This window comes from Pseudomonas sp. SZ57 (assembly GCF_009495975.1).
Taxonomy (GTDB): domain Bacteria; phylum Pseudomonadota; class Gammaproteobacteria; order Pseudomonadales; family Pseudomonadaceae; genus Aquipseudomonas; species Aquipseudomonas syringae.
Map to the genome: position 1 here is coordinate 33,133 of NZ_WIBD01000001.1, position 22,809 is coordinate 55,941.

Consider the following 22,809-nt stretch of genomic DNA (forward strand, 5'->3'; position numbering starts at 1 on the left):
CCCCATGCTGCTGCGTTTTACCAAGATGCACGGGCTGGGTAACGACTTCATGGTCCTGGACCTTGTGAGTCAGCACGCGCATATCTTGCCCAAGCACGCCAAACAATGGGGCGACCGCCACACCGGTATCGGTTTCGATCAGCTTTTGCTGGTCGAGGCGCCGAACAACCCGGATGTGGACTTTCGCTATCGAATCTTCAATTCCGACGGCTCCGAAGTCGAGCAGTGCGGCAACGGCGCACGCTGCTTTGCCCGTTTCGTACTCGACAAGCGCCTGACGGCCAAGAAGCAGATCCGCGTCGAGACCAAGAGCGGCATCATCGAACTGGATATCCGCAGCGACGGGCAGATCAGCGTCGATATGGGACCGCCAAGGTTTGTCCCCGAAGAGATACCCTTCAAAGCAGCGCAACAGGCCACCAGTTATACCGTTGACGTCGACGGGCAGAATATCGACATGGCGGCTGTGTCCATGGGCAATCCGCACGCCGTGCTGCGGGTCGATGACATCAATAATGCACCGGTGCATGAACTGGGGCCGAAGATCGAGCATCACCCGCGCTTTCCGGCCCGGGTCAACGTCGGCTTTCTTCACGTTGTGGACCGTCAGCGTGCGCAGTTGCGTGTCTGGGAACGCGGTGCCGGGGAAACCCAGGCGTGCGGTACCGGTGCCTGTGCGGCGGCTGTCGCGGCCATCAGTCAGGGCTGGATGGACTCGCCGTTGCTGATCGACCTGCCCGGAGGGCGCCTGTCCATCGAATGGGCTGGGCCGGGACATTCTGTCATGATGACCGGCCCTGCAGTCAGGGTCTATGAAGGCCAAGTCCGTCTTTGAGTGAGTAAGTACCATGACCGATCAACCTCCCGCTTCAACAGGCACACCCTGCGAATCGCCTGTCGATAGCGCAGCGCCAGACCTTGAAGCAGAGGCGGTCATCGCCTTCCTGCTCGAGCACCCGGACTTCTTCGCCGAGCACGACGAACTGCTGGTGTCGATGCGCATCCCGCACCAGCGTGGCGACACCGTTTCGCTGGTCGAGCGTCAGCTCAAGCTGCTGCGCGAGCGCAATATCGAAATGCGCCATCGCCTGTCGCAATTGATGGACGTCGCACGGGACAACGACCGCCTGTTCGAAAAGACCCGCCGCCTGAACCTTGCGCTGATGGATGCGACCAGCCTGGAAGAGCTGGTCATCGCCGTCGAAGACAGCCTGCGTCAGGACTTTCAGGTGCCCTTTGTCAGCCTGATCCTGTTCAGCGACAGCCCGATGCCCGTGGGTCGCTGGGTCAGCGGCGCCGAAGCACAGAAAGCCATCGGCGGCCTGATTGGCGAGAAGATCATCTGCGGCGCTCTGCGTGAGCATGAACTGGCGTTTCTGTTCGGTGCAGAACAGGGCAAGGAAGTCGGTTCGACCGCCATCGCCAGCCTCAATCATCTGGGTCTGCATGGCGTGCTGGCCATCGGCAGTCGCGATCCGCAGCATTACAAAAGCTCGGTCGGCACCCTGTTCCTCAGTTATATCGCCGATGTGCTGAGCCGCCTGCTGCCGCGCTTCGCCCACTCATTACGCTCGGTTCGCTAGCCATGGATCAGCATCTGGACGCCTACTGCATGCACCTGCGCAGTGAGCGCCAGGTGTCGCCTCACACGCTCGAAGCCTACCGACGCGACCTGGGCAAGGTTCTGGCGTATTGCCAAAAGGCACAGTTGTCGAGCTGGAGTGATCTGGATATCCAGCACCTGCGCAGCTTCACTGCCCGCCAGCACCAGCAGGGCCAGTCTTCACGCAGCCTGGCGCGGATGCTGTCGGCGGTGCGCGGCTTCTACAAGTACCTCAATCGCGAAGGCATTTGCCAGCACGACCCGGCAAACGGCCTGTCACCGCCGAAGGGCGAGCGGCGTCTGCCCAAGACCCTGGACACCGACCGCACCGCGCAATTGCTGGACGGCGGCGTTGAAGATGATTTCCTGGCGCACCGCGACCAAGCCATCCTGGAGCTGCTGTACTCGTCAGGGTTGCGCCTGTCCGAGCTAACCGGCCTGAACCTGGACCAGCTGGACCTGCGCGACGGACTGGTGCAGGTGCTGGGTAAAGGCAGCAAGACCCGCGTACTACCTGTGGGCAGCAAGGCGCGTCAGGCACTGGAAGTCTGGCTGCCGCTGCGCGCCCTGACCCATCCGCAGGACGACGCGGTATTTGTCAGTCAGCAAGGCAAGCGCCTCGGCCCGCGTGCCATTCAGGTGCGCCTCAAGGCAGCCGGTGAGCGAGAGCTGGGGCAGAATCTGCACCCGCACATGTTGCGTCACTCCTTCGCCAGCCATCTGCTCGAATCGTCACAGGACTTGCGCGCCGTGCAGGAGCTGCTGGGTCATGCGGATATCAAGACCACGCAGATATACACACACCTGGACTTCCAGCATTTGGCTACTGTTTATGACAGCGCCCATCCTCGAGCCAAACGTAAAGGAGCTGCAGATGATTAAGCTGGTGACGTTTGATCTTGACGACACGCTCTGGGACACCGCCCCTGCCATTGCCGGTGCCGAAGTCACACTGCGTGACTGGCTGGGCGAAAACGCGCCCAGGCTGGGTGCGGTTCCTGTCGAGCACCTGTGGGAAATCCGCTCGCGTCTGGTGGCCGAAGACCCGTCCTTCAAGCACCGCATCAGCGCCTTGCGACGCCGGGTGCTGTTCCATGCGCTCGAAGATGCCGGCTACGACCCGGACGAGGCGCAGGACCTGGCCGACCGGGGCTTTGAAGTGTTTCTGCAGGGCCGTCATCAGGTGCAGATTTTCCCTGAGGTGCAACCGATGCTGGAAATTCTCGCCAAGACCTTCACGCTGGGCGTGATTACCAATGGCAATGCCGATGTGCGTCGTCTGGGGCTGGCGGACTACTTTGCCTTCGCGCTGTGCGCCGAAGACCTGGGCATCGGTAAGCCGGACCCGGCACCGTTCGTGGAGGCGCTGCGCCGGGCAAAGGTCGATGCCGGTTCGGCGGTGCATGTCGGTGACCACCCCAGGGACGACATTGCAGGTGCCCAGCAGGCTGGCATGCGCGCCATCTGGTACAACCCGCAAGGCAAGGCCTGGGATGCGGATCGACTGCCGGATGCCGAGATCCACAACCTGTCGCAACTGCCCGAGGTGCTGGCGCGTTGGGCCTGAAAGCGCACTGACAGGCGCGCATAGAAAAGCCCGCAGCGACGGCGGGCTTTCCTCATACAGTCATGCAGCCTCAGATAGGGCGGCTACCGTATTTGTTGTCAGGCTTCTTGGGCGGATCGGCGACCACGTTGGCCTCCACTTCCTGCACCTTTCCGCCACGCGCCAGGAATTCTTCCATGGCACGTGCCAGAGCATCACGCTCCTTGTTCTTGGCTTCCACGCTAGGCAGTTCATCGACCGAGACTGCAGCCTTGGCCTTGCCTTTCGCGGCAGGTGCCGGAACGTCATCGTCTACTTCGACCGGGTCGTCTCCGGGAGCAGCTGCAAGCTCCTCACCGTCTTCTTCGCCTTCCAGGTCGTCTACCAGATCGTCGGTATTATCGTCGTCGTCGCTCATGTTCTACCTCATGACTTGCGAAAGCTGATTAGTTATAGCCCAACCGCCCCAAATTGCTAAGGCAACCGGAAAAATTCAACAACCGCTGACCTCAGCGGTTATGTCCACTCACCCTGAAGGGTGGCCAGGACGTTACGAGACCCACCAGCGTCTCGATGTTCGCCCAGGTAAATACCTTGCCAGGTGCCCAGCGCCAGTTGCCCTGCCGTAACCGGCAACAGCAACTGGCAGCCCAGCAGACTGGCCTTGAAATGCGCTGGCAAGTCATCAGGGCCTTCGTCGTCATGTTCGTAGCCATCCACGCCTTGGGGCACCAGACGGTTGAAAAAACGCTCAAAGTCGCGACGTACCGCCGGATCGGCATTTTCGTTGATGGTCAACGAAGCCGAGGTATGTTGCAGCCATACATGCAGTAGCCCGACACGACAACCGCGCAACGGGGGCAACCCCGCGACTATCTCGTCAGTCACCAGATGGAACCCGCGGGGCCTGGCCCGCAAGGCAATCCTGGATTGATGCCACATACCGTTCTCCGCACCTTCGGCGCGCATTCTAACTCGACTGAGAAAAAAGCAAAGCGCGCAATAAACCGGCTTCCCTGCAAGTTGACGAAGACTGCCGCCACCTCGTTACCTGCGCTGCGTCACGGTGCCGAAATCATTGACACGGGCAAGATCAATGACAGCAAAAAGCGGCGGTATATCCACAAACGCCAGACAAAAAAATGCCCGGAGACCGGGCATTCTTTTTTGCGTAGGCCAAAGCTTACAAGTTGTAGCCACGCTCGTTGTGTTGAGCGAGGTCCAGACCGACAGACTCTTCCTCGTCGGTGACGCGCAGCCCCATGACCGCATCCAGCACTTTGAGAATGATGAAGGTCACGATGGCGGTGTAGACAACGGTGAACGCGACGCCCTTGAACTGAATCCAGACCTGAGCACCGATGTCAGTCACGGTGCCGAAGCCGCCCAGTGCAGGTGCTGCGAACACACCGGTCAGGATCGCGCCGACGATACCGCCGATGCCGTGAACGCCGAACGCATCCAGGGAGTCGTCATAGCCCAGCTTGCGCTTGAGGCTGGTCGCGCAGAAGAAGCAGATCACGCCTGCTGCCAGACCGATGATCAGCGCGCCCATCGGGCCTACTGTACCGGCCGCAGGGGTAACGGCAACCAGGCCGGCAACCACGCCCGAAGCGATACCCAGAGCACTTGGCTTACCGTGAGTCAGCCACTCGGCGAACATCCAGCCCAGTGCGGCGGCCGCAGTAGCGATTTGAGTGACCAGCATGGCCATGCCGGCAGTACCGTTGGCCGCAGCGGCGGAACCGGCGTTGAAGCCGAACCAGCCGACCCAGAGCATCGCGGCGCCGATCAGGGTGTAACCCAGGTTGTGCGGCGCCATCGGCGTGGTCGGGAAGCCTTTGCGCTTGCCAAGTACCAGGCACGCTACCAGACCGGCGACACCGGCGTTGATATGTACGACGGTACCGCCAGCGAAGTCCAGAACGCCCCAGTCCCACAGCAGGCCACCGACGCCGCCCCAGACCATGTGGGCGATTGGCGCGTAGACCAGAGTGAACCAGATACCCATGAACACCAGCATCGCGGAGAACTTCATGCGTTCTGCGAAAGCGCCGACGATCAGGGCAGGGGTGATGATCGCGAAGGTCATCTGGAAGGTGACGAACACCGCCTCAGGGAACAACGCAGCAGGACCGGTAATGCTTGCCGGCGTGATGCCTGCCAGGAACGCTTTACCCATACCGCCAAAGAAGGAATTGAAGTTGACGACGCCCGCTTCCATACCGGTTGTGTCAAACGCAATGCTGTAGCCGTAGACGACCCACAGGATGCTGATCAGACCGGTGATGGCGAAACACTGCATCATCACCGACAGAATGTTCTTGGAGCGAACCATACCGCCGTAGAACAGCGCGAGACCGGGGATGGTCATGAACAGGACCAGAGCGGTCGAGGTCAGCATCCATGCAGTGTCGCCAGAGTTCAGCACCGGCTCGGCCACTGGATCAGCCGCCAGGGCAAGACCAGGTAATGCGAGGGACAACAGGGCACCGAGCCCTGCGAATTGACGCAGAGTCATATTGTTTTCTCCTGGGGCGTTGGGTTTGGCGGCTTAAATAGCGTCTGTATCGGTCTCGCCGGTACGGATGCGAATGGCCTGTTCCAGATTGACCACGAAAATCTTGCCGTCACCGATCTTGCCAGTGTTGGCGGCCTTGGTTATGGCTTCGATGACACGATCCAGATCCTTGTCATCGATAGCGACATCGATCTTCACTTTGGGAAGGAAGTCGACGACGTATTCAGCACCGCGATAAAGCTCAGTGTGACCCTTCTGACGCCCGAAGCCTTTGACTTCAGTGACGGTGATGCCCTGCACGCCGATTTCAGACAACGACTCGCGAACGTCATCCAGTTTGAACGGCTTGATGATGGCAGTGACTAGCTTCATGAAAACTTTCTCCCGAATTTGGTGGACTTGCCCCAGGAAAACAAACCCGACTCAAGTCTAAGCGCAGTGTCTGGCTTTGTAACGTGCTGGCCGCCTGATCAGGCCAGACCAACTCCAGAAAACCGCTTCTGACGAAACACTTCCCCGCTCCGCCTGCCGCACTGCATTCGTCACAGCGACTGCATCAGTGCATGGGTCATAAGCCACTAAGCAGAAAGCTTGCCATCTCGCGAATATTCATTGAATACAGGCCCTTGGGCTGGTTTTGCGCGACCTTGCAGGGTCCATCATGGAGCTAATGCACAGCAATGGTGCTCATGTGCCCGTCACTGCGCTCCATAAGCGTGCATTGCGCACCTGGGATTGACTATAGACACTGCGTGTTACACTGCCGGCCTCTGATTCAGGAAAATCACCATGCTCGCGCCCAAAGCCTTTCTTGACGCTCTTAGCGGCCACGCTTCTCGCCTGTTCAATGGCGAAACGCCTGTACCGCGCAGCGAATTCGAAACCCAGTTCAAGGCCCTGCTGCAAAGCGGCTTCAGCAAACTGGATCTGGTCAGCCGTGAAGAGTTCGACAGCCAGATGGCCGTCCTCGCCCGCACCCGCGCTCGTCTGGAAGCGCTGGAGGCCAAGATGGCCGAGCTGGAAGAGAAGGCTGGCGGTGTTGAAAAGACCGAGTAATTCCTGGCCTGATACCTTCGCCGGTCGTCAGGCCATTGCGGTCAGACGACCTCGCTTCTGATCGCCTGTACCACCATGTTCGACAATCGCTCGGTCAGAGGATTGGGATTCGCCTCGTGTCTGTGCAGCGTCAGGGCTATCGAAGGCAGAGCCGGCAAACCCCGGTCTTCGGTATTCAGAACCTCAGTGCCCGACTGAAGACCAAGAGCCGTTCTGATGGTGTAGCCCAATCCAGCCTCGGTAGCCGCAGACAGGCCATTGAGACTCGAACTGGTAAAGGAAAGATGCCAGGGGATCCCCGCAAGATTCAACGCGTCAGTGGCCTTTGAATGGAAGGGGCAAGGCGCATCAAATGCAATCACAGGAAGCGGGTTGCCTGACTCGACTCGCCAGTCCAGATACCGGTGCGACGATCCGATCCATTGCATAGGCAGCTCTACGATCGTTTCTTGATACCCGTTCTTCTTGACACCCCCCCACGCCACCGCAAGGTCAAGAGAGCCGTTTTCTATGCGGTTCAGAAGATCGGCGTTACGTGCGATACGTGCCTCGACTCGAACATCCGGGTGGGCTCTGGCGAATCGTCCAAGCACTGTCGGCAGGAAACTGCCCAGGTCCTCCTGAAGCCCAAGGCGAACCCATCCTTTGAGCTTGAGCTCCGACACGGCCGTTATGGTCTCGTCGTTAAGACTCAAGAGCCGCTTGGAATAGTTGAGTAACACCTCGCCGGTGTCGGTCAACGCCAGCTTGCGTCCGGCTTTTTTGAAGAGTGGAGAGCCTGCCTGAGCTTCCAGTTTTTTCAATTGAGCACTGATGGCCGATGTGGAGCGGGCAAGTTTCTGCGCAGCCTTGGCAAAGCTGCCCAATTCGACCCCTGTTACAAAACTGCGCATGACATCTAAATCGAAATTCACCGGTCTCATAACCATCCTGCTTTTCGGGACGAACACGCAAAATAATTTGATATTCGAGACGATACTCTCATGAGAATCTTGCGACCCACAACCAATTAAATAGTGGGATTCTTATGACTGTCGATAACGGTCACCGTTGGAAAGTGCTTGGCGTCGGCGTGGCCGCCAATGCGAGCTTTTCAAGCGTCGTAGGGGGGCTGCCCGCTACGGCGGTCTATATGCGTGCCACTTACCAGTTGGATAACAGCGAACTAGGGCTAGTACTCGGTGTTTTAGGATTGGGTATCGCCATCAGCGAGATCCCGTGGGGGCTGCTGACTGACCGCTGGGGAGACCGTCCCGTACTGCTGACTGGCCTGCTCAGTTCGGGGATTGCATTGCTGATATTGGCCATGCTGGCCTCTTACGCACCGACGGTCGTATTGCTGGCGGTGGGCCTGTTCGTAGTGGGCTTGCTTGGCAGCAGCGTCAACGGGGCCAGTGGGCGAGCGATCATTGCCTGGTTCAAAGAGGGTGAACGGGGGTTGGCCATGAGCATTCGCCAGACGGCCGTTCCGGGCGGTTACGCCTTGGGTGCAATCGTGCTGCCCTATCTCGCTTATACCTATGGGTTTGTAGAGGTCTTTACTGCATCAGCCTTGTTCTGCCTGATAGCCGCTTTGTTTGCCGGGTTCTGGCTCTATGAGCCCGACTTCTCCAGCAGCGCTGCAAAAAAACAGAGCATGGAGACAAGTGCGAGCCCGTTAAAGGATCTGAGGGTCTGGCGCATCGTATTGGCCATCGGTCTGTTATGCGCGCCTCAATTCGCGATCCTCACCTATGCGGCGGTGTTCTTCCATGATTTCAGCAAGCTCGACATCACGCTGATTTCAACCACATTGGCGATTATCCAGGTCGGCGCGATTGTCAGCAGGATATGGAGCGGACGCTGGACCGACAAAAACAAAAACCGACGCGCCTACCTCAAGACGTGTGCCTGGTTAAGCACCCTGACCTTTTTGGCCTTGGGCACCTTGGTGTCGGCAGCGGGGTTTTATGGCCTGAGTGAAACTGCGCTGGCCAGCGGACTGATTATCGGCGTCATGATCATCGCTGGCATCAGCGTATCCGCCTGGCACGGTGTCGCCTATACCGAACTTGCCACACTGGCAGGTGCGAGTCGGGCGGGTACAGCCTTGGCCATGGGCAATACCTGCGTGTTTGTGGTGCTGTTCGCAACGCCCATCGCTGCATCCTCTCTCATGACTCACTTTTCCTGGGGAGTGGTGTGGCTGGCAGCTGCCTTCTGCGCACTGTTGACGGTGCCGTTGTTCCCGCGAGTTGAAAAAAGCTATGTACGGCGGCTCCTGCACGGCGGGCAAGCGGGATGATTTCGATCACTATTTCGAGGTCATCAACTGGGCGCTTGAAAATGATCTGACGCTCCATCCCGACGTAAAACTCTACCTGCAGTTCGGTACTGTGGATGTGCGCGATTATTGTGAGCAAAAAGGCTACCTTTCGGCATTCGAGACCTTTGGTGCAGAGCTGCTGCAGCCGGCATGCGGCGCGTGCGCGAACTGCGGCCCTTCAGGCTGCAGGCGGTGCCAGCTCGATAGTCCGGCAATAGTCCATGAACAGTCGCGTCGCGCGGGTTGGCTGGTTGTTGCGCAGGTAGGCCATGACCAAGGTGGAGGCGGGCATGTCGTCTTCGATATCGAGCTGTGCCAGCAGCTCGCCGTCGTAGGTCATATTGGTTCTGGGGCGCGTGACCAGTACCGAAAACCCCAGGCCCTGGCCGACCATGCAGCGCACCATTTCGATCGATGGTGAGCTGTACGCGACCACCGGCGCATAACCCTTTTCCGTAAAGATATCGATGAAATAGGTCCTGCTGGGCACGGCGTCGAGCAGGATCATCGGTTCACGGCTCAGCTCCAGCAAGGTCACGGTTTTTTTCCCGGCCAGAGGGTGGGCTGCCGGCAGCAGCGCATAGGGCTTGTGCGGTGCATTCAATTCCTCCTTGTTGATCGTGGTTCCCAGTTCCAGGTCGTACAGAAACGCCAGATCGAAGCGCCCACGGTGCAGCCCGTGCATCAGTTCATGTTGCTCGCCGTCGTAGAGCTGAATGGTGACGTCCGGGTATAAACGCTTGAAACCGGCCACCAGCCTGGGCATGTAAAGTGGCGCGGCCGACTCAAAGCAGCCAATGGCGATAGTGCCGGAGACGTGTTTGTTTTCAGCCCGGGAGTTTTGTTCCAGCTCTTCGGAAAGTCGCAGCAACTCTTTGGCTTTCTCATACACTTTTCCGCCACCCGAAGTTAGCGAAACACCTTGCGCATGATGACGCACAAACAGCGGCTGATTGAAGGCTTCTTCGAGGTTCTTGATAGCAACGGAAATAGACGGCTGTGAAATATGCAGCTGCCGCGAGGCCTCGGCAATGCTGTCCATTTCGACGGCTGTCACGAAATACTTGAGCTGTTTCAAGGTGAAGTGAGCCATGGGGTACCTCGTAATAAGCAGACGCCGGACGGCTGCACTTGAATAGCTTTTACCTATGCTTAGCGAGGAGCGTGCCAGGCGCTCGCGTCTTGCGGGATTAGTCGAGCGCGCCGCTGGCTATGGTCATTCAGCAGCACGCTTAAATAATAGACGCTTGCCAGACAAGCCCGCAAATGCGGGCGGCGCACCTATTACGAGCGATTATCGCGGTGTCTTTATTCAATCGCCCTAAAAGTGTGCAGTCCACTCGGTGTGACACTAAAGCATCACTAAGCCTTTTTAACGCGCTGCTGCCCTGAAGATGAATACAGGCCTATCTGCTTAGGATTTTCCTATGCTGCGGGCCAAAACTTACTATTTGGCTGCCGGACCTGGCATCAATCATGATGGCTTCAGAAGGGCAAACGGACAGCGTCCCGTTTCAACTTCAACAGGACGTCGCCCATCACTATTCAATTTGCCGAGCGAGCCGACAATGACGTTTGATTGGAAATACATGTTTGGCCTGTTCAGCGATACGGAGTTCTGGATGGCCACCTGGACGGTCATTCAACTCAGTGTATTGACCTGGGTCATCAGTATTGTGCTGGGTTTTGTTCTTGCGCTGGCCAAACAATCATCTTTGCCGCTGATCAACTTGCCGGCCAAAGCCTATATCTGGTTATTTCGCAGTTTGCCGTTACTGGTACTGCTGATCTTTGTCTACAACTTGCCACAGGCAGTGCCCGCTACCTCGGCGGTGCTGGCCAATCCGTTCTGGGCCGGCCTGATTGCCATGGTGATGTGCGAAACGGCCTACGTCGCGGAAATTCATCGCGGCGGCCTGCTGTCCATCGCCAAGGGCCAGACCGAAGCTGCCCGGGCACTGGGCCTGCGTTTCGTGGGTACGCAATGGCGGATCGTGATACCGCAGGCGTTGCGTGTGGCGCTGCCGTCGCTGACCAACGAATACATCTCCATCGTCAAACTCAGTTCACTGGTTTCAGTGATCTCGCTGACCGAGATCCTGATGGTCGGTCAGCGCCTGTATTCGCAGAACTTTCTGGTGATGGAAACCATGGCGGCCGTGGCGTTCTATTACGTGCTGGTCGTGACCGTATTCGATTTCCTGCTCAAGCGCCTGGAGCGTCATCTGGACGTGACGCAACGCAAGGTCACCCGCACCCCTGACGCCGAAATGCTTGAGCTGGCCAGCCGCAAATCGGCAGGTGTCGCTCGTCCTGTCATCAACTTCGAAGGGCCGGCACTGCAAGCGACCCGACTGCACAAGGCGTACAACGACATTGAGGTGCTCGGTGCGGTCAGCCTGCAGATCAATTCCGGCGAGGTGGTGTCGGTGATCGGCCCATCAGGCTCGGGCAAAACCACGCTGATCCGGCTGCTCAACGGCCTTGAGCAGATCGACAACGGCGACATCAAGATCAACGGCCAGCCATTCATTCACCTGGTTCGCCAGGGCGCGCAAAAGCCGCGTTATGTGGAGAACGCCGCCTACCGCCTGAACATCGGCATGGTGTTTCAGAGCTTCAACCTGTTTCCGCACCTGACGGTGCTCAACAACCTGCTGCTGGCCCCGCGTTATCACCGTCTGGCGCCGGTACCCGAGCTCAAGCAGCAGGCCTGCGAATTGCTGAACAAGGTCGGGATGCTGGAGCACGCCTGGAAATACCCGCATCAGTTGTCGGGGGGCCAGCAGCAACGTGTCGCCATCGCCCGCGCCCTGATGATGCGCCCGCAAATCATGCTGTTCGACGAGCCCACCTCGGCGCTCGACCCGGAGAAGGTCAACGAGGTGTTGCAGGTCATTGAAACCCTGGCCCAGGAAGGCATCACGATGGTCATCGTGACCCATGAAATGAACTTCGCTTTCAAGGTCTCTGACCGCATCGTCTTTATGGAGAAGGGACGCGTGATCTGCGATGACAAACCCCAGGCGCTACGCGACGGCCAGCACCCCCGCGTTGAAGCCTTTCTTAAAGATGTCTCACTGGCCTGAGGCCTTGTTGAAGAGGAGAAGAACATGATCGAGCAATGGCAGATTGACCAGTTTCATGAGCAGGGTTTTCTGGTAGTGGAGGGCGTGCTGGCAGCCGATGAAGTGGCAGCGCTGCAACAGGACTTCGACCAGTGGGTCGACGACAGCCGCAGTCAGAGTCAGGCCTGGGGGCAGACTCAGGACGGGCGTCCGCGCTTCGACATCGAAAGCGATCATCGGCCGGATCATCCGTCGCTGCGCCGCGTGGCTTCGCCCACGGAGATCTCGCCGGCTTACCAGCACGCAGCATTCCAGTCACGCATGGCAGCCATCGCGGCGCAGCTGATCGGCGGTAACGGCACCCGTTTTCATCACAGCAAGATCAACTCCAAGCTGCCGCACACCGCGACTCAGGTGAAGTGGCATCAGGACTTTCTCTTCACACCGCACAGCAACGATGACCTGGTTACCGCGTTGCTGATGATCAGCGATGTGACCCCCGAAAACGGCCCGCTGAACGTGGCGCCGGGCAGCCATAAGCAGGCGCTTTGGTCGCATTGGCAGAACGAGCGTTTCACCGGTGCCGTGGAAGATGCGGTGGTTGAACAGCATTGTCAGCAACCGGTCGCCTGCTATGGGCCGTCGGGCTCGGTGTGCTTCATGCACACACGCCTGCTGCACGCTTCAAGCCCTAATGAAACCGAGTTTCCACGCACGCTGTTCATCAGCGTCTATGCCGCCGAAGACGCGTTGCCGTTCGGTGAGAACCCTTTGCCCAGCGAGCATGCCGGGCTGATGGTCGCAGGCCAGGAGAGCGGTCTGGTACGCAGCACCGAGAACCACATACGCCTGCCGCAGAAACCCAAGGGTGCTTCATTTTTCGTGCAGCAAGCCGGAAAAGACGCCGCCGTTGCCTGATCTCCATGACTCCCCGAGGAATACCTATGAAGCTGTCAGCTCTGATTGTTCGTCCCGTAGCCCTGGCTTTGCTGGGCGCGGTGGTTGCCATGTCCTCGTCTGCCGCTTCGGCCTTCCAGCAGCCCGGCAAGATCATCGCCGGCTCGGACATGACGTTCTTCCCCTATGAATACATGGACAAGAACCGTCCCGCCGGTTTCGATATCGAGTTTCTCGACGGCCTGGCGAAGGTCATGGGGCTCAAGGCCGAGAACATCGACACGCGCTTTCCCAATCTGATCGGCGGGCTGCAGGGCGGACGTTTCGACATCACCAACTCGTCGATGTACATCACCGCCGACCGCCTGAAAGTCATCGACATGATTCCTTACCTGAAAAGCGGTGAGGCGATTCTGTCGGTCAAGGGCAGCGACTATCAGCCCAAGACGCCAGAGGACTTCTGTGGCCATAAGATCGGCTCCATGGCGGCCACTTCATGGCTGCAACAACTGCAGAAACTCTCGACCGACTACTGCGTGAAGAATGGCCTGCAGCCGATCGCCATCAGCGAGTATGGCACCGACCCACAGACCACCCAGGCCATGCTGGCCCATGCCGTCGAAGCGCAGATCACTGACGCAGCCGTCGCACGCGGCGTGGTCGAAAAGCTGGGTAGCCGGGTGGTAATTTCTTCCGAAACCCTGATCTATCCGGTGCTCAACGGCTTTGGCGTGAAGAAGGGCAACGACGAGGTCCGCAAGGCCCTGGAAGACGGTCTTGAGAAGTACAGCAAGACCCCGGAATACGCCGCGCTGTTGGAGAAGTACAAGTTCCAGGCACCGACCGCCGATGACATCGCCGCCCTGATGCCCAAGCCCTGACAACCAAAGGACGTGCCTGGCAGGTTCGGCAGGCACGCTCGACCGGAGAGCAATTAGCATGGCCCTTAATTTCGAAGAGCAGACGCGCATAGACCTGGCCGCGACGTTTCGCATCATCGCCCATCTGGGTATGCATGAAGCGGTCGCCAACCACTTCAGCGCGGCCATTTCGGCGGATGGCAAACAGTTTTTGCTCAACCCGAAGTGGAAACATTTTTCACGCGTACGTGCCAGCGATCTGTTGCTGCTCGACGCCGATGATGCCGACGCGGCGCATCGCCCCGATGTAGACGCGACGGCATGGTCCATTCACGGCCAGGTCCACCAGCGTTTGCCCGATGCGCGCGTGGTGCTGCACTTGCACCCGGTCTACACCACAGCCGTGGCGTGCCTGGCCAAGCCGCATATTCCGCCCATCGATCAGAACACTGCGCGCTACTTCAACCGCATCGCGGTGGACGAGCTTTACGGCGGCATGGCCGACACGACCGCCGAGGGCGCTCGACTGGCCGGTTTGCTGGAGGACAAGAGCCGCTTGTTGATGGGCAACCACGGCGTGATCGTGACCGCGCCGACCGTCGGCGAAGCCTTCGATGACATCTGGACCCTGGAGCGCGCCTGCCAGATTCTGGTGACGGCCTGGTCCACCGGCCAGCCGCTCAAGGTGCTGGCGGACGATGTCGCCGAGAAGACCGCCCGTGACTGGCAGAAGATTACGGATTTTTCTCGTCAGCACTTCGACGAAATGAAACTGCTGATGATTCAGGCTGACCCCTCTTTGGTCGACTGATCGCCCCTGCTACTGACTGGATGCGCGTCTGCGGATGGCGTAGGGCTTTTTGCGCCCGCGCGTCGAGGTTTCATCCATTTTTCTTACGTCAACACGCCGTAAATCACCTGTCGAGGGATGCCGAGATGACAGAAAAAATCATAGAAATCGATACGCTCGTCGTAGGTGCAGGGCAGGCCGGAGTGGCCACCAGCGAACACCTGAGCCGTCTTGGCATCGAGCACCTGGTGCTTGAAAAAAACCGCGTTGCCGAGGCATGGCGCAGTGGCCGCTGGGACTCGCTGGTGGCCAACGGTCCGGCCTGGCATGACCGGTTTCCCGGCCTTGAATTCGCCATGGATCAGGACGGGTTCGCGGGCAAGGAGCAAGTGGCCGAGTACTTCGAGCGCTATGCCCGCACATTCAACGCGCCGATCAAGACCGGCGTCGAGGTCAAGCGCGTTACCCGCAACACCGGGCGTGCAGGCTTTACCGTCGAAACCAGTGCCGGCACCTATGTGGTCAATCATCTGGTCTCGGCGACAGGGCCGTTCCAGAAGCCGGTCATCCCGCCGATTGCGCCGGTTAACGAGGCGCTTCATCAGATCCACTCGGCGCACTATTTCAATCCGCAACAACTGCCCGAGGGCGGCGTACTGGTGGTCGGCGCTGGTTCCTCGGGTGTGCAGATCGCCGAAGAGCTGCTGCTCTCGGGTCGCAAAGTGTACTTGTCGGTCGGCCCTCACGACCGTCCGCCGCGCGCCTATCGCGGTCGTGATTTCTGCTGGTGGATGGGTGTGCTGGGGTTGTGGGACAGCGAAACCATGCAGCCCGGCAAGGAGCACGTGACCATTGCGGTCAGTGGTGCAAGGGGCGGCTACACGGTCGACTTCCGCCGGCTGGCCCAGGCCGGAATGAACCTCGTAGGCCTGACCGAAAGCTTCGTTGGCAACAAGGTGCGCTTCCAGAACGATCTGGTGAGCAACCTCGACAGTGGCGACGCGAATTACCTGTCGTTGCTCGATGCCGCTGATGCCTACGCCGCACGCAACGGCCTGGACCTGCCGCTGGAGCCGTCGGCCCGTGAACGCGTAGCGGATGCGCCGTGCATCACCCATCCGCTCAGCGAGCTGGACCTGATCGAGTCAGGCGTCACGTCGATCATCTGGGCCACCGGTTATGCCCTGGATTACAGCTGGCTGCAGGTCGATGCCTTCGACAGCAAAGGCAAACCTCGTCACCAGCGTGGCGTGTCCTGCGAGCAAGGCCTGTACTTCGTCGGCCTGCCATGGCTGTCACGCCGCGGCTCCGCGTTTATCTGGGGCGTATGGCACGACGCCAAACACGTCGCCGATCAGATCGCCACGCAGCACAAATACCGTTCCTATGACGCCGGCAAACGTGCGACCCCCGTCGTGCCGTTGCGCAACGTCAGCGGTTGATCATCGCGCTCAATGCCCACAGGAGTTACCCATGACTACGCCGACTCATACTCGTATCCGCATGTTCAACACCAAGGACACCTACCCCAATCAAAGCCTCAACAACGACCTGTGCCAGGCGGTGCGCGCGGGCAATACCGTGTACGTCAGGGGCCAGGTCGGCACCGATTTCGACGGCAATCTGGTCGGCCTCGGTGACCCGGCTGCACAGGCGCAGCAGGCGATGAAAAACGTCAAGCAATTGCTCGAAGAGGCGGGCAGTGACCTGTCGCACATCGTCAAGACCACCACTTACATCACCGACCCGCGCTACCGCGAGCCGGTCTATCACGAAGTGGGCAAGTGGCTGAAAGGCGTGTTCCCGATCTCCACCGGGCTGGTGGTGTCGGCGCTGGGGCAGCCGCAATGGCTGATGGAAATCGACGTGATCGCCGTGATCCCTGAATAAGGACTGTTGCCCATGACTTTTTCCATTGCCGCCCGCTGTGCCAAAACCGGCCAGCTGGGCATTGCCATCAGCTCATCGAGCATTGCCGTAGGCGCACGTTGCCCCTGGCTGCGTGCGGGTGTCGGCGCGGTGTCGTCGCAGAACATCACACTGCCGGCCCTGGGACCGCAGACGCTGGACCTGATGGAGCAGGGCATGTCTGCCTCTCAGGCGCTGGATCAGGTCATGAACGTCAGCCCGTTCAGCGAGTATCGGCAGATCACGGCGATTGATCATCAGGGGCGAGTCGCGCATTTCAGCGGCAGCGAAACACTGGGCATCAACAACGCGGGCAGCGGCGATCAATGCGTGGTGGCTGGCAACATGCTGTCGAGCCCGACGGTCATCGACGCGATGATTCAGTGTTTCGAGCAGGCAACCGGGCATCTGGCAGAGCGCTTGTTACAGGCGATGCAGGCCGGTCTGGCAGCAGGCGGCGAAGCGGGGCCGGTCCATTCGGCGGCGCTGAAAGTCGTGGGCGAGCAGTCCTGGCCCATCGTCGATCTGCGCGTCGACTGGGCCGAGCACGACCCGCTAGGCGAGCTGAAAAGTCTTTGGCAGGCCTATCAGCCACAGATGCAGGATTACCTCGACCGCGCCCTGAACCCGGCTGGCGCACCAGGCTACGGCGTGCCCGGAGACGAGCGATGAGCTCCAGCCGCGAGCTGTTGGCGCGGCTGGTGGCCTTCGACACCACCAGTCGCGAATCGAATCTGGCCCTGATCGACTTTGTGGGTGAATACCTTGAACGCTTCGGCGTCTCCTGCGAGTTGATCTACAACGCGCAGAAAACCAAGGCCAATCTGTTCGCCACCATCGGCCCGGCTGACGTGCCAGGCATCGTGTTGTCCGGCCACACCGACGTGGTGCCGGTCGACGGCCAGCCATGGACGTTCCCGCCGTTCGAACTGAGCGAAGCGGATGGCAAACTCTACGGCCGTGGCACTGCGGACATGAAAGGCTACATTGCCTGCGTGCTGGCGCTGGTCCCGGCGCTGACCCAGGCATCGCTGCACATGCCGGTGCATATCGCGCTGTCCTACGACGAGGAGGTGGGTTGCCTGGGCGTACGCTCGTTACTGGCATCGCTGCGGGCGCGGCCGGTGAAGCCGATGCTGTGTGTGATCGGCGAGCCGACGGAGTTGCAGCCGGTGCTCGGCCACAAGGGCAAGGTCGCGGTGCGCTGTGATGTACACGGTGCCGCCTGCCATTCGGCCCACGCGCCCAGTGGCGTCAACGCCATTGAGCATGCTGCGCAGTTGATCGGTGAGCTGGGTCGCCTGGGCGAGGCGTTACGGGTGGCTGACGCCCTTGACGAGCGTTTCGATCCGCCGTTTTCGACCATCCAGACCGGCGTGATCAGCGGCGGCACGGCCTTGAACATCGTGCCCGAGCAGTGCCGTTTCGATTTCGAAGTGCGTGCGCTTCCCACCCTGGACCCGCAACAGATCGTCACTGCCATGCACGCCTACGCCGAGCAAAAACTGTTGCCGGCCATGCAGGCGGTCAGTGCCCGGAGCGAGATTCGCTTCACTGAACTGTCGAGCTATCCGGGGCTGGATATTCCCCTGCACAGCCAGGCGGCGGAATTGATTGCCGGATTCTGTGGCTCCCGAGCGTTCGGCACGGTTGCCTTCGGAACCGAAGGCGGGTTGTTCGATCAGTCAGGCATTCCGGCTGTGGTCTGCGGGCCGGGCAGCATGGAACAGGGGCACAAGCCGGACGAGTTCATCAGCGTCGCGCAACTTGACGCCTGTGACGCGATGCTCAAACGTGTACTGGCCTTCGCGTCGCAGCCATGAATCGCCCCGGATTTCAGTGATACAGTTGCGCGCCGAAATACGCTAACGTCTCGGCGCGCCAGTCATGGACTGGCCACATTTAAACGTTCTATGGATGGAAGCATGACTGACAAGCGTCCCCTTACTCATTGCTCCTTGGCCGCAATCCTCTGGATGTGTGTCGGCACGTCGGTTTTCGCTCAGGACACGGCATTGCATTCCGGCAAGTACGAGCAGTTGATGCTGGCCGTGACGCCCGAGTATCAGGTCGAGGGTTATTACTCGGAGACGCGCGGCGAGGCATTCAGCTGTGCGTTCTATCTGCAAGGCAAGGTCGAGGCCGGGAAGGGCGCAGCGGTGTCGTCCTGGCTGGATGACGTCTACCCAGGAACACTAAAGGCCTCGGCTGATGGCGTGGTTCTGACGATCGAGCAAGGCCGGCAGCACCCCGGCTGCATGAACGTGATGGCGCCGGACATCGCCACCGGCATGGATCTGACCCGGACCGCCAGCAAGCAGTGGATCGGTCTGGTGACCGTCACCGCGGACAAGGCCTGGCTGCAAAAGACACCGAATGCCAAAGCCACCCGAGGCGCCTATATCGTCAAGGATGACGTTGTCGGGGTTCTGGCATTCAAGGATGGCGCGGCTCAGGTCGAGTTCATCAATGCCGATGATCGCTCGTTTACCGGGTGGATCAGTCAGGACCAATATGCGCGGTTGGCCGCGCCCGGACGCTGATGTGGGACGGGGAGGTCAGCCGAGCTGCCGCACTCGGCTGAGATCTGTCGAGGGCGGGCAGCCAAACTGGCGGCTGTACTCCCTGCTGAACTGCGAAGGGCTTTCATAACCGACGCGATAGCAGGCGCTGGAGGCGTCCAGGCCTTCATTGATGATCAGTCGTCGAGCTTCTTGCAGGCGCAGCTTTTTCTGATACTGCAACGGGCTCATGGCGGTCAGCGCCTTGAATCGGTGGTGGAGCGTCGAATTGCCGAGGTTGGTCAGACGCGCCAGTTCATCGATGCGCAGCGGCTCGGTGTAATGACTGTTCAGCCAGTCGACTGCCCGCGTAACGCGATGCGTCTGCGAATCCCCGACCGCGATTTCGTAGAGTCGCCGCCCATTGTTGCCGCGCAGCAGCCGGTAGTAGAGCTCCCGAAGTGCGAGGGGCGCGAGCATGCCGATGTCGCGAGGCGTGTCGAGCAGGCGCACCAGCCTCAACACCGTCTCCAGCAATGGCTGATCCATAGGCTCAAGAAACAGGCCCCGCTGCGGCTCGTCAGGAACACCGTTCAGTGGCCCTTCCGCAATGAGCTGGGCAATGTGCGCAGGCTCGAAATCCAGACGAATACACAGATAGGGCGCCTCGCCACTCGCTTCAAGCACGCGCCCGGCGACCGGCACAGTCACCGCGACGACCAGATAGCTGAGCGGGTCGTACACATACTGCTCATCGCCCAGCGCAACCTCCTTGCGACCTTGAACGATCACGCAAAGGGCTGGCCGATGCAGCGCATGAATCAGCTCGGACGGCGCATCGCAGCGGATAACGTGCAGCGGCGCGATAGCGGTTTCATAAACACCGGGTGCCGCAAAGCGCTGCGTCAGCAACTGGATGATTTCAGCCCGGCAAACATCGGTGCCCGGAGCGCTCGCAGCATTGTGTGTATCCATGAATAACCCCGTCCCAAGTCAGTGTTGCTGCACGCCTTTCCTTTGCATCGAACGCCATCATAGCGGCCATTGTGCAGCGATTCAGCGTAAGGCAGACCCACAGACAGGAATAGGCAAGTGTCGCGCAGGTATCGGCATGCGCGCAGTGATCAGCGACTCGTAGCATGGCCATCGCAATCAGTTTGAGCCGCGCGCTGAAGCTGAGCCAACGATGACTCACGAGGAAAGCCAGTCATGTCGAACATTCAAGGCAAGGTTGTACTGATCACAGGTGCCAGCAGCGGCATTGGCGAAGCTGCCGCCCGACTCATCGCCGCCAAGGGCGCACACGTGGTATTGGGCGCACGCCGCATCGAGCGTCTGCAGACGCTGGCGGCAGACATCGAAGCGCAGGGCGGCTCGGCACGCTTCCGCGCGCTGGACGTGACCGATGCGCTCGACATGCAAGCCTTTGTCGACTTCGCCACACACGCGTTCGGCAAGATCGACGTGATCATCAACAACGCCGGCGTCATGCCCCTGTCGCCGCTCGCCGCACTGAAAATTGCAGAGTGGAACCAGATGCTCGACGTCAACGTGCGCGGCGTACTGCACGGCATCGCCGCCGTGCTGCCGAGCATGCAAGCGCAAGGGCACGGCCAGATCATCAACATCTCGTCCATCGGCGGCCTCGCCGTCTCCCCGACTGCCGCAGTGTACTGCGCCACCAAATTCGCTGTTCGCGCCATCTCCGATGGCCTTCGGCAGGAAACCGACAAAATCCGCGTCACCGTCGTCTGCCCCGGCGTGGTCGAATCAGAACTGGCCGACTCGATTTCCGACGAGACCGCGCGCGAGGCGATGAAAGCGTTTCGAAAGGTTGCGTTGGAGCCGGATGCGATCGCACGCGCGCTTGTTTACGCGATCGAGCAGCCGGATGGTGTGGATGTGAGCGAGATTGTGGTGCGGCCTACGGGGAGTGCTTATTGAGACCGGTAATGAGGGCTACCACTTCCAGGCCCCTTCGGTGAACTCGGCCGTTGGAGGGAGCGCGCCACGGAGAAACGCGAGGTATTTATTGAACAGCACCTCGTGCTGGAAGCGGGCCTCGAAGCCAAGTGTGATGTCGGTGCGATGGGTGATGATCATGAGGCGCTTTCGGTCGACGGTGACGAAGTTGTACTCGGCCCATGGCAGGCTTTGTTCATGGTGGATGGGGTTTTCCCAGTTGAGTAGCTTGATGGCTGCGATAAAAGCCATGGCCACCGGGCCGATCAGGAACAGCAGCGAGCCGGTGAAGAGTGCTACAAAAACGAATATCAGGATGACGGCTATGGCGATGCCCTTGAAAAGGGATGAGGCGAAGTCGGGGTAGTGGAGGTGGTACTCAACGAGGGCGTGGTGGGTGGTGATGGTGTAGTTGTAGATGGTTTTTTGGCGGATGAGGAGGCATAGGTAATAAGCAAGAATTCCGGCAAGCGCGAGTATCGCGCCCACTAATGAGTAGAGGCTGTCTGAAAACATTATCCAGCCTCCCCACATGTAAAGTGTGCTGCCTATCATGTAGATCGCAATGAATATGGACTGAGTTATCATCATTTCTCTAGGCGATCTTGCAAATGTTTTGATCTTCCAGTTTAGAACGTCTTTACTTTTTGGCAGGTACAAGGCTTTTTCTTGCTGATTCATACAGGTGTACCCTCTGCTACTTCCAGAGTCAGTGTGCCAATCCTGCTTGATGCCTTCACTTCAAGCTCCACAGCAGCCAAACCATCAATAGCAGTATCGCCTCTTGTGCCAAGCTCCATCTGAAACAGATAGCTTCTATCGTCCTCGCCAGGATTGATCAGATTGGTCGGGTACCAGATTTGCAGCTCAAGATATGTTGCGTCCTTGTCGAGCGGCACCCAGGTTTCCCAGATGAGGTCTTCATTTTCAGGTGGCATGAGAGGATAGGTGAAATCTTCACTCGCCTTGCCAGCTGGATTGTTGGTAAGCGTCCCGAACTGTTCAGCCTTCCTGAATTGCCCACGGTCCAGAAAAGCTTGATGCAGTGGGTCGTCTATTTTTTCTACAGGTAACACGCCCCATGGTCGCTTGCTGCTGACGATGTTGAAGTGCACGGACTCCCCGCGTACCAGCTTTGGCAAGCGTACTTGTACTCCAGCGCCATTTTGTACCGCTACGCTGTAGTAATCGCCTTTGCCAAGATAACGACTCTCATAATGCACGGTGCTTTTAACATGAATCTGTGGAGACAATTGAATTTCCATCAATGCGCGTACTTCTTCACTCTCGCCTTTCGCAGTCTCGGGGTAGCGATAGTCTAGGGTTCTCGACCAACAGCACTTACGTAGCCACCAGCCCACACTGTCTTGCTTTAAATAACTCAAAGCCAGCGTAGTAAAAAGATATATAGATCCTATTACGAGCAGCGCCACACTGAACCATGGGCTCATCGCAACAATTGTGAAGGTGCTTGCAGGGGACAACCCTGCCATCAATTGAAAAGTTGAGCCTACTCCCATTGCGAATATAGAAATGCCCTTTACAATAATTGCGTTTTTTTCCTCTGATGTTTTCGCTGCGTAAAAATCATTTGTGACATCAAATAGTTCAAGCGTAACCGCCGCCAGCCCAAACCCACCCATCGCCACCATCGAAACCCTGAACCCACGTATCGCATCACTCCACGCCGCATTTCCCTTTGCCCTCCAATAACCCGCAGAACGATCCAGAATCCCGACATTCTTGCCATCGATCAGCACCGGCGTCGCCTCCCTGATAACCGCCCACGGTG

The 22,809-nt window shown here is 59.1% G+C and carries 24 protein-coding genes and 2 pseudogenes; 17 read left to right on the forward strand and 9 right to left on the reverse strand.

Going from position 1 to position 22,809, the window contains the following annotated elements:
• The first annotated feature begins 4 nt into the window (after positions 1-4).
• The 4 genes from dapF to GE543_RS00185 are packed head-to-tail and all read left to right on the forward strand — an operon-like array spanning position 5 to position 3,170.
• Positions 5-835 carry a diaminopimelate epimerase gene (gene dapF, locus GE543_RS00170; RefSeq protein ID WP_046236605.1) on the forward strand — a complete coding sequence of 277 codons (831 nt, stop codon included), beginning with the start codon at positions 5-7 and terminating at the stop codon, positions 833-835.
• Between the two features lie 13 nt (positions 836-848).
• Positions 849-1,583, forward strand: coding sequence for a DUF484 family protein (locus GE543_RS00175; RefSeq protein WP_003408326.1), 735 nt, complete (start codon positions 849-851; stop codon positions 1,581-1,583).
• 2 nt (positions 1,584-1,585) lie between these two features.
• Complete coding sequence (gene xerC / locus GE543_RS00180; protein WP_003318087.1) at positions 1,586-2,485, forward strand: tyrosine recombinase XerC; 900 nt, start codon at positions 1,586-1,588, stop codon at positions 2,483-2,485.
• Positions 2,478-3,170, forward strand: a complete 693-nt coding sequence (locus GE543_RS00185; protein ID WP_100073277.1) for an HAD family hydrolase — start codon at positions 2,478-2,480, stop codon at positions 3,168-3,170. The genes xerC and GE543_RS00185 overlap by 8 nt, the downstream gene beginning before the upstream one ends.
• Before the next feature lie 70 nt (positions 3,171-3,240).
• On the opposite strand, the gene sutA is transcribed toward GE543_RS00185, so the two are convergent.
• The 4 genes from sutA to glnK form a co-directional block, all read right to left on the reverse strand.
• Positions 3,241-3,567, reverse strand: a complete 327-nt coding sequence (gene sutA, locus GE543_RS00190; protein WP_046236602.1) for a transcriptional regulator SutA — start codon at positions 3,565-3,567, stop codon at positions 3,241-3,243.
• 98 nt (positions 3,568-3,665) lie between these two features.
• On the reverse strand, positions 3,666-4,091 hold the full coding sequence (locus GE543_RS00195; RefSeq protein WP_046236622.1) for a secondary thiamine-phosphate synthase enzyme YjbQ: 426 nt from the start codon (positions 4,089-4,091) through the stop codon (positions 3,666-3,668).
• A gap of 241 nt (positions 4,092-4,332) precedes the next feature.
• A complete protein-coding gene (locus GE543_RS00200) occupies positions 4,333-5,670 on the reverse strand; it encodes an ammonium transporter (RefSeq protein ID WP_003344468.1) in 1,338 nt (445 codons plus the stop codon).
• A 33-nt stretch (positions 5,671-5,703) separates the two neighbouring features.
• Positions 5,704-6,042 carry a P-II family nitrogen regulator gene (gene glnK, locus GE543_RS00205; RefSeq protein WP_002555808.1) on the reverse strand — a complete coding sequence of 113 codons (339 nt, stop codon included), beginning with the start codon at positions 6,040-6,042 and terminating at the stop codon, positions 5,704-5,706.
• A gap of 417 nt (positions 6,043-6,459) precedes the next feature.
• On the opposite strand from glnK, the gene GE543_RS00210 reads away from it, so the two are divergent.
• Positions 6,460-6,726, forward strand: coding sequence for an accessory factor UbiK family protein (locus GE543_RS00210; RefSeq protein WP_046236601.1), 267 nt, complete (start codon positions 6,460-6,462; stop codon positions 6,724-6,726).
• A gap of 41 nt (positions 6,727-6,767) precedes the next feature.
• Here the strand turns inward: GE543_RS00210 and GE543_RS00215 are convergent, their stop codons facing one another.
• Entirely contained in the window at positions 6,768-7,649 is an 882-nt protein-coding gene (locus GE543_RS00215) for a LysR substrate-binding domain-containing protein (protein ID WP_046236600.1), read from the reverse strand.
• A 149-nt stretch (positions 7,650-7,798) separates the two neighbouring features.
• On the opposite strand from GE543_RS00215, the gene GE543_RS00220 reads away from it, so the two are divergent.
• Together GE543_RS00220 and GE543_RS27680 are read left to right on the forward strand one after the other, a co-directional pair.
• Entirely contained in the window at positions 7,799-9,010 is a 1,212-nt protein-coding gene (locus GE543_RS00220) for an MFS transporter (protein WP_371927052.1), read from the forward strand.
• Positions 8,973-9,137, forward strand: a pseudogene (locus GE543_RS27680) (hypothetical protein); the annotation flags it as partial. The gene GE543_RS00220 and the pseudogene GE543_RS27680, both read left to right, overlap by 38 nt.
• A 72-nt stretch (positions 9,138-9,209) precedes the next feature.
• Here the strand turns inward: GE543_RS27680 and GE543_RS00230 are convergent.
• Positions 9,210-10,124 carry a LysR family transcriptional regulator gene (locus tag GE543_RS00230; RefSeq protein WP_122572487.1) on the reverse strand — a complete coding sequence of 305 codons (915 nt, stop codon included), beginning with the start codon at positions 10,122-10,124 and terminating at the stop codon, positions 9,210-9,212.
• A gap of 475 nt (positions 10,125-10,599) precedes the next feature.
• Here GE543_RS00230 and GE543_RS00235 point away from each other — a divergent pair, with 475 nt between their 5' ends.
• The 9 genes from GE543_RS00235 to GE543_RS00275 all read left to right on the forward strand — a co-directional run bounded on the left by GE543_RS00235 (position 10,600) and on the right by GE543_RS00275 (position 19,097).
• On the forward strand, positions 10,600-12,120 hold the full coding sequence (locus tag GE543_RS00235) for an amino acid ABC transporter permease/ATP-binding protein (RefSeq protein ID WP_153220070.1): 1,521 nt from the start codon (positions 10,600-10,602) through the stop codon (positions 12,118-12,120).
• 24 nt (positions 12,121-12,144) lie between these two features.
• Positions 12,145-13,017, forward strand: coding sequence for a phytanoyl-CoA dioxygenase family protein (locus tag GE543_RS00240; RefSeq protein WP_003434995.1), 873 nt, complete (start codon positions 12,145-12,147; stop codon positions 13,015-13,017).
• Between the two features lie 26 nt (positions 13,018-13,043).
• Complete coding sequence (locus GE543_RS00245) at positions 13,044-13,877, forward strand: transporter substrate-binding domain-containing protein (protein WP_003367532.1); 834 nt, start codon at positions 13,044-13,046, stop codon at positions 13,875-13,877.
• Between the two features lie 58 nt (positions 13,878-13,935).
• The gene (locus GE543_RS00250) at positions 13,936-14,667 is read left to right on the forward strand and encodes a class II aldolase and adducin N-terminal domain-containing protein (RefSeq protein WP_153220072.1); all 732 of its coding nucleotides are present in this window, start codon (positions 13,936-13,938) and stop codon (positions 14,665-14,667) included.
• A gap of 125 nt (positions 14,668-14,792) precedes the next feature.
• Positions 14,793-16,088 carry an NAD(P)/FAD-dependent oxidoreductase gene (locus GE543_RS00255; protein ID WP_153220074.1) on the forward strand — a complete coding sequence of 432 codons (1,296 nt, stop codon included), beginning with the start codon at positions 14,793-14,795 and terminating at the stop codon, positions 16,086-16,088.
• Positions 16,089-16,119: 31 nt separating this feature from the next.
• Positions 16,120-16,536, forward strand: a complete 417-nt coding sequence (locus GE543_RS00260) for a RidA family protein (protein ID WP_003408344.1) — start codon at positions 16,120-16,122, stop codon at positions 16,534-16,536.
• A gap of 12 nt (positions 16,537-16,548) precedes the next feature.
• The gene (locus tag GE543_RS00265; RefSeq protein WP_046236594.1) at positions 16,549-17,226 is read left to right on the forward strand and encodes a DUF1028 domain-containing protein; all 678 of its coding nucleotides are present in this window, start codon (positions 16,549-16,551) and stop codon (positions 17,224-17,226) included.
• Positions 17,223-18,377, forward strand: coding sequence for an acetylornithine deacetylase (gene argE, locus GE543_RS00270; RefSeq protein ID WP_153220076.1), 1,155 nt, complete (start codon positions 17,223-17,225; stop codon positions 18,375-18,377). The genes GE543_RS00265 and argE overlap by 4 nt, the downstream gene beginning before the upstream one ends.
• Positions 18,378-18,479: 102 nt before the next feature.
• The gene (locus GE543_RS00275; protein WP_178118516.1) at positions 18,480-19,097 is read left to right on the forward strand and encodes a hypothetical protein; all 618 of its coding nucleotides are present in this window, start codon (positions 18,480-18,482) and stop codon (positions 19,095-19,097) included.
• Between the two features lie 15 nt (positions 19,098-19,112).
• Here the strand turns inward: GE543_RS00275 and GE543_RS00280 are convergent, their stop codons facing one another.
• Positions 19,113-20,030, reverse strand: coding sequence for an AraC family transcriptional regulator (locus GE543_RS00280; RefSeq protein WP_153220078.1), 918 nt, complete (start codon positions 20,028-20,030; stop codon positions 19,113-19,115).
• Between the two features lie 234 nt (positions 20,031-20,264).
• On the opposite strand from GE543_RS00280, the gene GE543_RS00285 reads away from it, so the two are divergent.
• Positions 20,265-20,999, forward strand: coding sequence for an SDR family oxidoreductase (locus GE543_RS00285; protein ID WP_153220079.1), 735 nt, complete (start codon positions 20,265-20,267; stop codon positions 20,997-20,999).
• 15 nt (positions 21,000-21,014) lie between these two features.
• Here the strand turns inward: GE543_RS00285 and GE543_RS00290 are convergent, their stop codons facing one another.
• Both GE543_RS00290 and GE543_RS00295 read right to left on the reverse strand, forming a co-directional pair.
• Positions 21,015-21,698 carry a permease gene (locus GE543_RS00290; RefSeq protein WP_153220081.1) on the reverse strand — a complete coding sequence of 228 codons (684 nt, stop codon included), beginning with the start codon at positions 21,696-21,698 and terminating at the stop codon, positions 21,015-21,017.
• A pseudogene (locus tag GE543_RS00295) lies at positions 21,695-22,809 on the reverse strand (hypothetical protein); the annotation flags it as partial. The pseudogene GE543_RS00295 and the gene GE543_RS00290, both read right to left, overlap by 4 nt.